Source organism: Gordonia amicalis NBRC 100051 = JCM 11271 (assembly GCF_000332995.1).
In the GTDB taxonomy this organism is placed as follows: Bacteria; Actinomycetota; Actinomycetes; order Mycobacteriales; family Mycobacteriaceae; genus Gordonia; species Gordonia amicalis.
The window spans coordinates 59,827-73,318 of sequence record NZ_BANS01000033.1 but is presented as its reverse complement, the minus strand read 5'-3'; the positions used below and the strand labels follow the sequence as shown (position 1 = coordinate 73,318).

The following is a 13,492-nucleotide window of genomic DNA, read 5'->3' as shown; positions in this document are numbered from 1 at the left end:
AGAAGCCACCCGGGTCGCATCGAGTGCGCCGTACAGTCTGCCCGAGTCGGCCTCACCACGCCGACTGCAGCGACCGTCAGCCCCTACCAACTTCCTTACGCATGTGAGATGCAGGGGCACTCAGACGTCGATCTCGAAGTTAGATATCCGCGACAGGCAGAAGTAGGCGCGAGTAGGTATGCCAGAACGCATGCATCGCCGGACTGTTGCGGACGCGGTTGAAGGCCTTTATTGTTTGTCATACAAACATTGACCTCGATCAGGCAGGATTCTGTGGCGACTTTCGGACGCGCTAGCCGGGAAGCGGGCAAGGCGACCCGCCAGACCCTGCTGCGTGCCGCTGCCGAGGTCTTCGCCGAACAGGGGGACACGGCATCGGTCGCCCAGATCTGTCAGCGCGCCGACGCCTACCCGAACCAGGTGACGTACTACTTCGGTTCCAAGGAGCAGCTGTTCGTCGAGGTCGCCTGCGTCGGCGTGCTGCGTGCCGGTCGTCGAGCCGAGGAGGCCGCTGCCGGAACGACAACCGTCCGCGACTACACCAACACGCTCGTCGGCACCTTGCTCGGCCCCTGCGCGCGGGACGTCGAATTGTTCACCACCGCCATGCTGCTGACGGCGCGCCGGACCGACCTGCGAGAGCACATCACCGACACCCTGCGCACGCTGCACGAACGCGGCGAACAGGCGCTGATGTCGACACTTGTGCGCACCGGCTGGAAGTTGCGCGCGGGGATCGACGTCGAGGCAAAGGCGTTCTGGTCCGCGATCTTCGGTCTCGCGGTCCAGAAGGCCGCCACCGGAGCCGATTTCGGCTATCGGCTCGAGGACGCGGTCGCGGTGATCTTCACGAACCTGCAGATCCCGGACCGGGTTCTGGATCGGCCACTCGTACCCACATCCCAGGAGGCATGATGTCCCAGTCCGCAACGCACATCCATCCGCAGCCGCACCTCACCCACGAGGTGTTCAACCAGTCCGCGCCGCGGGTGGACGTCAACGAATACGAACTCGACACCGTCCTGACCGAGGCGGTCGCCCGCCACGACGGCGCCTGGGGCGACGCCGAGCTCCGCGAGATCGGTGCGCTCGTCGGCAGCGAATCCTTCAAGCACGACGCCCATCTCGCCAACACCGTCACCCCCATACTGCGGACGTTCGATCGCTGGGGCCACCGCATCGACGAGGTCGAGTACCACCCGGCATATCACCGGATCATCTCCGCCTCCATCGCGCACGGTGCCCACACCCGTTGCTGGGCCGACCCGCAGCCCGGGTCGCACGTCGTCCGCGCGGCGGCCTTCATGCTGTTCGGGCAGATCGAACCAGGCCACGCCTGCCCGGTGTCGATGACCCATGCGGTCATCCCCTCGCTCGAACTCCAGCCCGACGTCGCCGCGAACTGGGTACCGAAGGCATTGTCCCGCAGCTACTCCCCCGATCTGAGCGCCACCAAGGAGTCGGCGATATTCGGGATGTCGATGACGGAGAAGCAAGGTGGCTCCGACGTCCGCGCCAACACCACGGTCGCCGTTCCCGCCGGGACCGGCGGACCGGGCGCCGAGTACCTCCTCACCGGGCACAAGTGGTTCTGTTCGGCGCCGATGTCCGACGCATTCCTCGTCCTCGCCCAAGCGCAAGGCGCAGGCGGCGAAGGACTTTCGTGCTTCCTGCTCCCCCGGATCCTGCCCGACGGGACCCGCAACGTCTTCCGCATCCAGCGCCTCAAGGACAAGCTCGGCAACAAGTCGAACGCCTCGAGCGAGATCGAACTCGACGGCACCGTCGCCGTGATGGTCGGCGAACCGGGACGTGGCGTGCGCACGATCATCGAGATGGTCGCACAGACGCGGCTAGACTGCGTCCTCGGTTCGGCGGCCGGCATGCGGCAGGCGGTCGCCGAGGCCGTGTGGCATGCCCGCCACCGTGCCGCCTTCGGTGCGACGCTGGCCGACCAGCCGGCCATGACCGCCGTATTGGCCGATCTCGCACTGGAGTCGGAGGCCGCGACCACCACCGCGATCCGGCTGGCACGCGCCCATGACGAGGATGCCGATCCCCAGGAACGGGCCTTCCGCCGGCTCGCGACCGCCGTCGCCAAGTACTGGATCTGCAAGCGCGGACCCCACCACGCCTACGAGGCGCTGGAATGCCTGGGCGGCAACGGATACACCGAGGACTTCCCGCTCGCCATGCGCTACCGCGAACAGCCGGTGATGGCCGTGTGGGAGGGCTCCGGAAACGTCATCGCCCTCGACGTCCTGCGCGCGATGACCCGCGAACCGGAGTCGGTGGCCGCCTTCGATGCCGAGGTGTCACTCGCCCGCGGCGCCGACCGCACTCTCGACGCCCACCTGGACCGGCTCCGCGACCAGCTCGGCGAACTGTCGCGCCTCGGCCCGGCCGACGCCCAGCGCAGGGCCCGGTCGACCGTCGAGGCGATGGCCCTGGCGCTCGAGGCGTCACTGCTGGTGCGGCACAGTCCGTCCGCCGTCGCCGACGCCTTCATCGCCAGCCGGCTGGGTCCCGATCGCAGCTTCGAGTACGGCGCGCTTCCCGACGGTACCGACCTCGCCGCGATCCTGGAGCGTCACTGAGGTCCACCGATTCCGCTTTCACACAACACCTTCCGCCGCGGCCAGGATCTGTCGGCGTAGCGTCGACGCGGTGTTGGGCAGCCACATCGCCCGTACGGGGGCGAGCGGCGGATCGGTGAACTCGATGATGCGGATGGAGTTCGCATAGATCCAGCCGGGTTCGTTGGTGACGAACGCGCAGGCTTTCGGGTGTGCGATCACCGCGGTGTGCGGTGGCGTACCCAGGAGCGTCGACAGGATGATCCGCGGTTCGAATCCCGCACGCCGACACAGTCCGACGAGGATGTCGGTGTACTCGTATTCGTGCTCGGGGCCCCACACGACGATCTCGTAGTCGGCGAGGTCGGCCATGTCGACGTGCGCGTGCGCGGCGAGCGGGTGATCGCTGCGCACCGCGAGCCGGAGTTCGTGCTGGGTCGCGATCGTCGTCGCCATGTCCGGGGGCGCCGCCACACCGCGGCCCAGTGCCAGATCGATCGAGCCCGACAGCAACTCGTCTCGCATGAAGTCGGCGAACACCGGGCGCACCGTGATCGGTATCGAGGGGTCGGCGAGGACGACGGGTTCGATGATGCGGAAGACCTCCGACGACGCGAGGTCTGGTGCGTGGCCGATGACGAACGGTGCCGGCGACCCGGAATTGACGCGCCTGACCTGGGTGGCCAGCTGTTCGCCACCGGCCAGCAGCGGCACCGCGCCGCGGTAGAGCGCCTCCCCGGCCGGCGTCGGCGTCAGGCTGCGGCGCGACCGGGAGAACAGCTCGACACCCAACTGCCGCTCGAGTTCACGGATCGCCGACGACAACGCCTGCTGGCTGATGAACAGGGTGTCGGCCGCGACGCGAAGGCTCGGAGCTTCCATGACGACAACAAACATTCGGAGTCGACGCAGGCCGATATCGCGGAGTCCGGCGTCCCCAGAACCATTCATCAACCTTCTCCTGTCAGTTATCCAGATTGATGTGATTGTAGGTTGACCTTTGACCCAATATGCTCATTTTTGCATGGCGTCGTATTCAGATGTCAGTCGCGTTTGGGCTACCTGCTGAGGTCCCCCCGCGGAGGGGACGGGAGGACCTCGGCAGGTGCTTCCCACTCATATCTCCCTGCTTTCGCTTCTGCGACCGGGCGCCCGCGAATATTTCTCGCCCTGATGAAGTATCGTTAACGCCCCTCTAGACTTCGCATTGTTCGCCACACCCTCATTTCCGGAGCTCGATCAGGTGGAAGAAACGGTCGGCCGTTCGCCGAGATCCAGACCGTTGAGCGGGCTCGGTGGCGACTCGCTCACCGCTGAGATCGCACGAGGCGGGCAGCTCTACGACGAAACGCATCACGTCCTTCGGCAATTACGGCTGCGCGAACGTCACATCCGCTACACCATCGCCGGGCTGGTACTGATCTTCGGCGTCGTGGGGGCACTCGGGCTCTTCACACCGAGTGGTTCGCAGGGGTCGGTATGGCGGTCGCTGATCCTCGGCACCGCTGCCGCCACCACCGTTCCCACCGCGATCGCCGTGAGCCGAGTTCATCTGGGCGAGATGTGGTGGACCAAGAAATCACACGTCCGAGGATTCAACAACGTATTCGTCGCCTACGCGGACATCGGAGTGGCGGTGTGTCTGTTCGTCATCGCCGACCCACGTCTCGCGTTGTACTTCTCGGCGCTGTTCGCCGTGGTGGGTTCTTACAGCGCACATTTCGTGCGGGCACACGTCGTGTATCTCCACATGGCCTTTTCGAGCGCGGTGACGTGCACTCTCGGCATTCTCGCGTGGCACGACGGCGTTCCGCCGGTCACCGCGTTCTCCGCGACGCTCGCGCTGCTCGTCGCCGTGAACGGGACCGTCACCCTCCACCACGGTTACACCTCCGATCTCCAGCGAACCCTGAAACATCAGCTGCGGATGGCCAACACCGATCCGCTCACCGGATTGCTGAATCGCCGCGGATTCGTCCTGGCGACGTCCACGCTGTTGCGCCGGGGGCAAGGGGATCGGTTCGCACTCCTCATCGCCGACGTCGACCGCTTCAAACGGATCAACGACGACCACGGCCACGGCGTGGGTGATCTCGTACTGCAGCAGGTCGCCGAGATCCTCCAGGGAGCAGTGGACGAGCCGGCGGTCGTCGCCCGGCTCGGTGGGGACGAGTTCGCGATCGCGATGCGGCTCGACGAAGCCGCGGCGCGTGCCGTCGCCGAAGACATCCGGGGTCAACCGATCGATACCGAAGACGGCGAGTGGGCGACCGTGAGTCTCGGTATCGCGGTGGGTCCGCTGCCCCGCGACCAGATGTCCGACGAGGATGCAACCGCACGGATTCGACGCGACCTCGCCCTCGCCGACGATGCCCTGTTCTCGGCCAAGGCGAACCGCCGCGGCAGCTATGCCGTCGTGCTGACCACGTCTACAGGATCACGCCCGGATTGAGCAGCCCCTCCGGGTCGAGGGCGTTCTTGATGAGCGCGGTCAGCTCAATCACGTCCGGTCCCACCTGGTCGGGCAGCCAGCCCTTCTTGAGGCGCCCCACGCCGTGCTCGCCGGTGATGGTGCCACCGAGTTCGATGGCGAGGTCCATGATCTGACCGAACGCAGTCTGCGCACGGCCGGCCTCGGCGGCGTCGGTCGGGTCGAAGACGATCAACGGGTGGGTGTTTCCATCGCCGGCGTGCGCGATCACCGAGATCATCACCTGATTGTCCGCGGCGATCTTGGCGACGCCGTCGATGAGATCGGGCAACGACGGCAACGGCACGCCGACGTCCTCGAGGAGAAGCGACCCGAGCTTCTCCACGGCCGGGATGGCCGCGCGCCGGGCGGCGGTGAACGCCTCACCCTCGGTGGGATCGTCGGTGGCGAAGACCTCACCGGCGCCGTTCGTCTCGAAGGCGTTCCGGATGAGTTCGACCTCCTGGGCGCCGGCCGCCCCGGGTGCGTCGGACTGGGCGACGAGCAGCGCGCCGGCGTCGCGGTCGAGCCCTATGCGCAGCATGTCCTCGACCGCGTTGATGGCTACCGAATCCATGAATTCGAGCATCGCCGGACGGATCTCGCCGGTGACGGCGAGGACGGCACGGCTCGCGTCGTGGACCGAGTCGAAGATCCCGACGACCGTGCTCGCCGGTCCCTGGGGTGGCAGCAGGCGCAGGGTCACCTCCGTGATGATCCCGAGGAGTCCCTCGCTGCCGACGAAGAGTTTGGTCAGCGGGAGGCCTGCCGAGTCCTTGAGCTGTTTGCCGCCAACTCGCACCGCACGGCCGTCGGCCAGCACCACCTGCAGGCCGAGGACGTAGTCGGTGGTCACCCCGTACTTCACGCAGCACAGTCCGCCGGCGTTGGTGGCGACGTTGCCGCCGATCGAGCAGATCTCGAACGACGACGGGTCCGGCGGGTACCAGAGACCCTCGGCCGCCGCGGCGGCCTTGACCTCCGAGTTGAACAGCCCGGGCTGCACGACCGCGGTCCGCGTCGCCGGGTCCACAGCGATCTCGCGCATCTTCTCGGTGGAGAGCATGATGGTGCCGTCCACCGCGGTCGAGCCACCCGAGAGGCTGGTGCCGGCACCCCTCGTGATGATCGGCACCCGGTTCTCGTGACACCAATGAACCGTCGTCTGAACGTCTTCGGTCGAGGTCGGGCGGACGAGTGCGAGCGGGGTGCCCGCGGTCGGGTCCAGGGCACGGTCCTGGCGATACCCGGCAAGGATGTCGGGGTCGGTGATCACCATCCCATCGGGCAGCGCGGCGGCCAACGACCTCGTATCGGCACTCATACGTTCAGCGTATTCTTCGCCGCCCGGACCGCGGTTTCACTTTGACACACCGGCAGGTCGTCGCCAGGAAGGCGTATCAATGAGATCGTGAACGACTTCAACACCACCATCATCAACGAGTTCCGCACCAACAACGGACATGTCGAGACCGCAGGGTTCGGCAAGAACCTCGTCCTGCTGCACACCGTCGGCGCCAGATCCGGCGAGCCGCGGATCAGCCCGCTGTTCGGTCTCGCCGACGACGGCTCCTGGCTCGTCATCGGGTCCTTCGCGGGTTCCCCGACGACGCCGGCGTGGGTGCACAACCTGCGGGCCCACCCCGACTCGGTTGCCGTCGAGGCCCCCGCCGCCGACGGCATCGAGCGTCACGACACGCAGGTCACCGAGATCACCGACGACGACTGGGATGAGGCCTGGGCGAAGTTCACCTCGTTCACCGATCAGTTCGTCAAGTACACCGAGACCGCACAGGGCCGAAGGTTCCCGATCTTCCGCCTGACGCCGACGTCCTGACCGCGAGCCCGGGTCCCGACACCCCGATCGTCGCACCGCTCCGACCGGTCGTCGTCGCCTTACGCTGACAAGGTGTTCGAGGTTGGCGAATGCGTGGCCGGCTTCACCATCGACGAGTTCCTCGGCGGGGGTGCGAGTGCCGACGTCTTCCGTGCCCATCGCGACGACGGCAACGGGCCCGTCGCGCTCAAGGTGCTGCACCCGAACGCCGCCGACCACGGCCGGGTCCGCGAACGGTTCGAGCGGGAGTCCGGGATCGCCTCGCTGCTCGACCACCCGCACATCGTGCGGATTCGCGCGCACGGCGAGATCGCCGCGCCGCCCGGGTCTCTCGGCCCCCACCACCTGCCGTCGATGTGGCTGGCGATGCAGTACGCGCCCGGCCCGTCAGCCACTGCACTCGTGCCCGGTCGCACCGACGAACCCCACGTCGACACGATCCTGCGGGTCGCCGCACAGATCGCCGATGCCCTCGACCACGCCCACCGCCAGGAGATCCTCCACCGCGACGTCAAACCCGCCAACATCCTGCTCTCCCGGCCGGTCAGCCCCGACGGCGACACCCCCGCACCGGTGGACGCCTATCTCTCCGATTTCGGGATCGCCCAGTTCCTCGACGACACGAGGCCACTCGCCCGGAACGGGCGGGTGCAGGGTTCCATCGGGTACGCCTCACCGGAACTGCTTCAGGCACAACGTCTCTCGCCGGCCAGCGACAACTACTCCTTCGCATGCAGCCTCGTCGAGATGTTCACCGGCGAACCGCCGTACCCGCGACACACGTCGTTCGCGATCACCTACGCACACATCAACGACGAGCCGCCCCGCCTCACCCGACGCCGGCCGTGGCTCCCGTCGGCGATGAACTCCATCTTCGCCAAGGCGCTCGCCAAGTCGCCGCAGGACCGCTATCCGACGTGTACCGAACTGGTCGACATACTGGTCCGCCTCATGCGCGACGTGCCCGTGCCCGAACCGACCCGCTCACGAAGGTGGGGGCGTCCGCGTCACCTGTGACGAGATCCGACACGTCACGCGTCGTCGAGCTTGTAGACCCGGACCGCGGTGTCGCGGAAGATCCGTCGCAAGGCCTCGTCTCCCCATGGCGACGCGCAGTCGACGAGGGCTCCGACGAGTACGTCGATCGCGGCGTTGGGCCGGTCGATCGGGTAATTGGACCCGAACATGACGCGATCGGTACCGAAGTGGTTCACGACGTGTTCGACGAACGGACAGATCATCTCGGCGAGTGTCGTCTGCCCGCCGATGTTGCCCCACCGTTCGTGGCCGTAGCCGAGGACCGGCATCGCGAGACCGGAGAGTTTCACCACCACATTGCGATACGACGCCAGGGTGGTGATCCGTTCCCGCCATAGCCGCCAGATGTCCGCGCGCGCGGCGGCCGTCGCGCCCGTGCGAGTCCCGATCGGGCCGAAAACCCCGGCCGGCATCCCGAAATGATCGAGCACGATGGTCGTGTCCGGATACTCCCTCGCCAGCACGATGACGTCGTAGAGCTGATGGGAGTAGACCGCCGCCTCGAAGACGAGCTTGCGCCCCGCGAGCTCGGCGAAGCCGTCGAGGAAGGCGGTCGACGACAGGATGTTGTCGGCGTCGCCACCGTCGCGGACGCGTGGATCGGGGTGACGCGTCGCCACCAGCCGGACGCCTCGGACCCGCGGTGAGACGATGAGCTGCTGGTCGAGTGTCTCGGCGAAGTCGTGGTCCCGTGGATCACCGTGGGCGACGATCGCTCCGAGACGGGGAGCCCCCGCCTGACCGAACGGGAGGTCCTCCAGATAGCGCGTCTCCTCCACCGCGGTGCTGTGGGCGGACGCCTGTTCCCCGGCCGGAAACGCCTTGCGCCAGTGCGACTCGACGTGCACGACGGTGTCGATGGGCACACCGACGACCGTCGGCACGAGTGCGGCATCGGTGGCGTACTGCCGCGGCCCGTAGGGACGCGCGACCGTTCGCGGTGTCAGCACGAACTCGCGGTCGGCGCGCGAGGCGACGAGCGGAAACACCCGGTCCCCCAATCGGGGGACGAACCCGTACAGGCGCGACGAACGGGTTGCGGCCCAGGGAGTGCGCCGCGGATTCCAGTGCTGCACATGCGCGTCGACGATGGCCGGGAGGACACCGTCGAGGGACGTCATGCTGGTACCTTGCCATACCGGATCACAGTCCGACATACGATGGCGGATCCTGAATTCTGTCGGGTCGAGAGGCTAGTGTTGGGTCTCTTGGAAGAGGCGGGGACGAACGCCGACGGAGGTTGTCCAGAGAGAATGGCGAGCCACTCACGCCACACGTTGCATCAGCTGCGAACAGCGGTGAACCGGCAGCCCGACCGGTTCGCGACCAACGTCTTCACCCGGATGTTCGCGATCGACCCCGACCTCCGGGACCTGTTCGGCGTCTCGATGGCCGCACAGCAGATCGCCTTCCATCGCGTGATCGACCACGTCCTCGAAGCCATCCCGGCAGAATCCGGCCACGCCGACCTCGTCGAGTTCCTCGCCCAGCTCGGTCGCGACCATCGCAAGTTCGGCGTCGAACCCGAGCACTACCACGTGATGTACTCGGCGCTCATGGGCGAGTTCGCCAGTCTGATGGAGGGGTACTGGGACTCCGAGGCCCAGCAGACGGTCTCCCAGGCGATGATGCTCGTCACCGGCGTGATGCGTGGGGCGGCCGAAACCGCCACCCATCCGGCGCGGTGGACGGCAGAGGTCGTCGAGAAGTACCGCATCAGCCGCGACCTCGCCGTCGTACGACTCATCGCGCACGCGCCACTGACATTCATCGCCGGCCAGTACCTCGAGGTCCACATCCCGCAGTGGCCGAAGCAGTGGCGCAACTTCTCGCCGTCGATCCCCCCGAATCCGGCCGGTGAGCTGGAGTTCCACGTACGGGCGATCCAAGGTGGGGCGGTCAGTTCGGCGATCGTCAGCGAGACCAGCGTCGGGGATGTCTGGACGCTGTCCCAGAGTCACGGCACGTTGCACGTCGACCGGGATCAGCCCGTGCTGATGGTCGCCGGCGGTACCGGTCTCGCCCCGCTGCGTGCGCTGCTCATCGAGATGTCCAAGCGCGCGGACTCGCCGCCGACCCACATCTTCTACGGCATGCGCCATCCCGGCGAACTCTACGACCTCAGTGTGCTGCGGCGGATCGCCGCCACCAATCCTTGGTTGCAGGTCACCGCGGTCTCGGAGGAAGAACGCGACCCGTGGTGGATCAGGGCGGTGGCGACGCCGGCCGAACTCGGGATCGAACACCGCATCGGCACCCTCGCCGACGTGGTTGTCGGCGCCGGGAACTGGGAAAACCATCAGGTGCTGATCGCGGGGTCGGCGCAGATGATCGAGGCGACCCGGCGACAGCTGATCATCGCCGGGGTGCGGGCGAGCCGCATCCAGCACGACCCCGTCTACTGACCCCGGGGCGCTGATTCTCCCGGCGCCGGCACCTCGATGGTGGTCGTCTCCGTCTCGGTGATCGTGGCAGCCGACACCTCTTCGGTCACCGTGGTCGTCCGGGTGACCGGACGCGGCGTGCTGGTGACTGTCGTGGTGCGGGCCTGCGGCGTCTCGGTCTCGGTCTCGGTGACCGTCGTCGCGTCTGCGGTGACGGTCACCGCCGCAGGGGTCTCGGTGACCGTCACCGGAACAGCTTCGGGGGTGGCCCTCTCGGCGGCCAGGATCAAGGTCAGCCCGACGGCGCCGAGGAACACCGCGGCGCCGATCGCGGCGCCGACGAACCACCAGCGTCGCCCCGTCGACACCCGCGTGGCCCCCGCCGGGGCCGACAGCGCCACCAGGGCGGCGTCGGCCGCGCCGATGGCCGACGCGAGCGGGGGGTTTGCGGCGACCGTGACGGGTCGCTGCGCCGCGTACTCGAAGGCGGGAGCGATGCCGGGCATCTCCGCGCCGGGTCCCACCACGATGATGGAGGTGATGTCGCGACCGCGCGGGAGCTTGGTGACCGCCGTCGCCAGAGCGGACGCCCCGTCGGGATCGGTGACGGGCGCGAGCCGGTCGGTGGTGAAGTCGGCGGTCCCGAGGACCGCACCCGACGTCGTGTCGACCGTAGCCACAGTGGTACCGGCCGCCGGGGCGGCATCGCGATCGAGGTCCACGACGGCCACGACGCCGCCTCGGGTGGCGTGGGTGCAGGCGATCTCGGCGAGCGCCGAGGCGTATCCGGTGACGACGACGCGGCGATGCCAGGATTCGCCTGCGGCGTCCGAGGCGAAGGCTTGCGCCAGGTGCTTGCGGACGTCCTCGCGAGAGGCGGAGACACCGATCTGGTCCACCACGACCGGAACCGAATCGACGAGTACGATGATCGCGGCCTCGACCGCGGGGGCCGAGGAATCCGGCAGGTCGACGAGATTGCTCGCCAGGATGTGCCCGTCGGCGTCCCGCACGACGGACGCGATCTGGTCGTCGACGACGGATATCCCGAGAACCACGGATCCGGGCAGTCCCCCACCCGCCGGATCTTGGGTCATCGTCACCTCCACATCGACGTTTGCCCATGAAGCCTAGCGGCTGTTACGCGATCCGTGGCAGCCGGACCGTCGCGGAGTACCTCGCCAGACCGACTCGGCCGGATGCTGGGTGTATGCGGCGTCGCGCACCGCCTCGTCGGTCTCCAGCCCCGCACCGAGCGCACCGCCGACCGTGGCGAGCGAACACGTCAGCCACGCGACCTCCAGGTAGTCGGTGATCCCGGGATCGTGGCCGAGTGCATCGCCGAAGACCTGCGGGACCACCAGGCACAGTGCGCCGGCGGTCGCGAGTACGAACAGAGCCGCATAGAACGCCGCGACGCCCAGCACGACGGTGATGACCGTGACGGTGTTGAACAGGACGATCTGTTCGCGCGACTGCCGCGACGATCCCCGCTCCCACAGGTCGGCGCCGATGATCAGGGTGGCGGTGATGGCGACGATCGAGCCGACGGCGACGCCGGTGAGCCGGACCCATCCGAAGGTGTCGGCCAGCAGCCAGATGTCGGCGGTCACCAGTGCGAACACGCCTGCGGCGATGGCGCCCGTGAGCGCACGGGTCAGCCCGAGCGCGAGGCGCCACGGCCGATTGGCGCGGACCATGCCGGTGAGGAGTCGGAGGTTGCCGGTCAGCACCCGGGCGGTGAAGGCGGTGCTCTCCTCGTCGGTGTCGGTGCCGAGCTGGCGGACGCGGTGCCGTAGCGGGGAGCGAGACGGCGACTTCTGATGCTCTCGGAGATCGTCCGCGTCGGCGCCGAGGAGCTGAGCGAGGAGACCGACCACCGTCCCGCGCGTCCGCTGACGCAGGCCGGTCGGACCGAGCGCGGGAACCGACAGGACCGCAACGCCGTGCACCGCGTTGGCATGGGCGACGACGGGGCGGCGTCCCACGTGTAGCGGCAGGTCGGTCAGGCAGACCACGAGGTCCCATTCCCGTTCGAGGAGAAGGTCTCTCGCGGCGTCGACGATCTGGGCGTCGGTCGCGGGCGGCTGCACCACGGACACCTCCACGACCTCGACCTGCCATCGGGCTCCGGGGAAGGTCGTCTGCACGTGCTCGATCAGATCCGCGTCGACGAGTTTGCGCGCGAGACCGATCGGCTGTCCGGGCGCGGCGACGACTCCGAGGACAACCGCCGGTTCGTCGCCGGATGACGACGCCTCGTCCTCGAACTCCATGTGGCGCCCTTCGTGTGGTGGTCGTCGCCCGGCGGCGACGAAGTGATCAGGCGGTGAATGTCTCGATCAGGGTGTGCTGTTCGACGGCCGAGGGAGCCTGCATCCCCGGCGCCTGCTTGTCGGAGTGCGACGCACGGAACGAGTCCGACTTCAGCCACGCCAGGAAGTCCTCCCTGGCGTCGAATTCCATCGTGGACACGTAAGGCAGGCCGTCGGCCTCCGGGCGCATCAGTGTCGCGCGCTGCAGGCCCGGGACGCCCTTCAGCGTGCTGCGCATCGACTCCGAGAACGCTTTCTCGAATGCCTCGGCATTCTCGGTGACATCGATGCGGTTGGTGATCACGAACATTCGTCGACTCCTGGACTCGGGTCTGATGGTCGCCGCCATCTTACCGACACCGTGTCGGCAAGAGGGCGGCAAGGTCAGCCGAATCGCTTCGCGAGCGCGCGCAGCGTGCCCTCGATGCCGTGACCGTTCTTCTTGTCGTACCCGATCAGTTCCATGATCTTCGGGATCTTGAGCGTCGAGTAATCGAAGGTCTCCGTGACCTGTGTGGTCGTCGGCGACGTGGACACCAGTTCCCAGCGCCAGCGATGGCCCATGGGGTGCTTCCATTCGACGACCTTGTCGGTCTCGACGTCGGTCGCGGTGGACGTGATGGTGTACGGGACGCCGAACTGCTTCATCCCCACACTGAATCGCGCGCCGGGGGTGAGCTTCTCCGGCCCCTTGACGGGTGTGTCGCGCACCGTGCCCGAACCGTCGAGTTCGTGATGCCGGTGCGGGTTGACGACGAGGGCGAAGACGTCGGCGACCGGCGCATCGACGACGATGCGCCGGGAGACGCGGTGCGGGCCCGTGTCAACGGTGGTAACGGTGTCGGATGCCATACATCCAACGTACGCGGGCC

At 67.6% G+C, this 13,492-nt stretch carries 13 protein-coding genes; 6 read left to right on the top strand and 7 right to left on the bottom strand.

The genetic code is table 11. The features are described from left to right. Positions 1-273: 273 nt before the first annotated feature. Both GOAMI_RS16340 and GOAMI_RS16335 read left to right on the top strand, forming a co-directional pair. Positions 274-915: a TetR/AcrR family transcriptional regulator C-terminal domain-containing protein gene (locus tag GOAMI_RS16340; RefSeq protein WP_006437665.1), complete on the top strand. Its 642-nt coding sequence runs from the start codon at positions 274-276 to the stop codon at positions 913-915. Beyond that, positions 915-2,597, top strand: coding sequence for an acyl-CoA dehydrogenase family protein (locus GOAMI_RS16335; protein ID WP_006437664.1), 1,683 nt, complete (start codon positions 915-917; stop codon positions 2,595-2,597). Before GOAMI_RS16340 ends, GOAMI_RS16335 begins: the two co-directional genes overlap by 1 nt. A gap of 18 nt (positions 2,598-2,615) precedes the next feature. On the opposite strand, the gene GOAMI_RS16330 is transcribed toward GOAMI_RS16335, so the two are convergent. Beyond that, a complete protein-coding gene (locus GOAMI_RS16330; protein ID WP_006437663.1) occupies positions 2,616-3,527 on the bottom strand; it encodes a LysR family transcriptional regulator in 912 nt (303 codons plus the stop codon). A 331-nt stretch (positions 3,528-3,858) separates the two neighbouring features. On the opposite strand from GOAMI_RS16330, the gene GOAMI_RS16325 reads away from it, so the two are divergent. Beyond that, positions 3,859-5,028, top strand: coding sequence for a GGDEF domain-containing protein (locus GOAMI_RS16325; protein ID WP_006437662.1), 1,170 nt, complete (start codon positions 3,859-3,861; stop codon positions 5,026-5,028). Here GOAMI_RS16325 and GOAMI_RS16320 read toward each other — a convergent pair. Beyond that, positions 5,006-6,370: an FAD-binding oxidoreductase gene (locus GOAMI_RS16320; protein WP_040004913.1), complete on the bottom strand. Its 1,365-nt coding sequence runs from the start codon at positions 6,368-6,370 to the stop codon at positions 5,006-5,008. The genes GOAMI_RS16325 and GOAMI_RS16320 overlap by 23 nt on opposite strands. An 87-nt stretch (positions 6,371-6,457) precedes the next feature. Between GOAMI_RS16320 and GOAMI_RS16315 the strand changes: the two genes are divergently transcribed. Both GOAMI_RS16315 and GOAMI_RS16310 read left to right on the top strand, forming a co-directional pair. Next, a complete protein-coding gene (locus tag GOAMI_RS16315; RefSeq protein WP_006437660.1) occupies positions 6,458-6,883 on the top strand; it encodes a nitroreductase/quinone reductase family protein in 426 nt (141 codons plus the stop codon). A 72-nt stretch (positions 6,884-6,955) separates the two neighbouring features. After that, positions 6,956-7,900, top strand: a complete 945-nt coding sequence (locus GOAMI_RS16310) for a serine/threonine-protein kinase (protein WP_040004912.1) — start codon at positions 6,956-6,958, stop codon at positions 7,898-7,900. A gap of 14 nt (positions 7,901-7,914) precedes the next feature. On the opposite strand, the gene GOAMI_RS16305 is transcribed toward GOAMI_RS16310, so the two are convergent. Beyond that, a complete protein-coding gene (locus tag GOAMI_RS16305; RefSeq protein WP_006437658.1) occupies positions 7,915-9,042 on the bottom strand; it encodes an amidohydrolase family protein in 1,128 nt (375 codons plus the stop codon). Between the two features lie 132 nt (positions 9,043-9,174). On the opposite strand from GOAMI_RS16305, the gene GOAMI_RS16300 reads away from it, so the two are divergent. Further along, positions 9,175-10,326 (top strand): FAD-binding oxidoreductase, encoded by a 1,152-nt coding sequence (locus tag GOAMI_RS16300; protein ID WP_006437657.1) that lies wholly within the window; start codon positions 9,175-9,177, stop codon positions 10,324-10,326. Here the strand turns inward: GOAMI_RS16300 and GOAMI_RS16295 are convergent. The 4 genes from GOAMI_RS16295 to GOAMI_RS16280 form a co-directional block, all read right to left on the bottom strand. Continuing rightward, positions 10,320-11,402: a hypothetical protein gene (locus GOAMI_RS16295; RefSeq protein ID WP_006437656.1), complete on the bottom strand. Its 1,083-nt coding sequence runs from the start codon at positions 11,400-11,402 to the stop codon at positions 10,320-10,322. The two genes, GOAMI_RS16300 and GOAMI_RS16295, sit on opposite strands and share 7 nt — an antisense overlap. 33 nt (positions 11,403-11,435) lie before the next feature. Continuing rightward, complete coding sequence (locus GOAMI_RS16290) at positions 11,436-12,581, bottom strand: hypothetical protein (RefSeq protein ID WP_006437655.1); 1,146 nt, start codon at positions 12,579-12,581, stop codon at positions 11,436-11,438. 46 nt (positions 12,582-12,627) lie between these two features. Continuing rightward, positions 12,628-12,930, bottom strand: coding sequence for an antibiotic biosynthesis monooxygenase family protein (locus tag GOAMI_RS16285; protein WP_006437654.1), 303 nt, complete (start codon positions 12,928-12,930; stop codon positions 12,628-12,630). Positions 12,931-13,004: 74 nt separating this feature from the next. Next, on the bottom strand, positions 13,005-13,472 hold the full coding sequence (locus tag GOAMI_RS16280) for an SRPBCC family protein (RefSeq protein ID WP_006437653.1): 468 nt from the start codon (positions 13,470-13,472) through the stop codon (positions 13,005-13,007). Positions 13,473-13,492 lie beyond the last annotated feature (20 nt).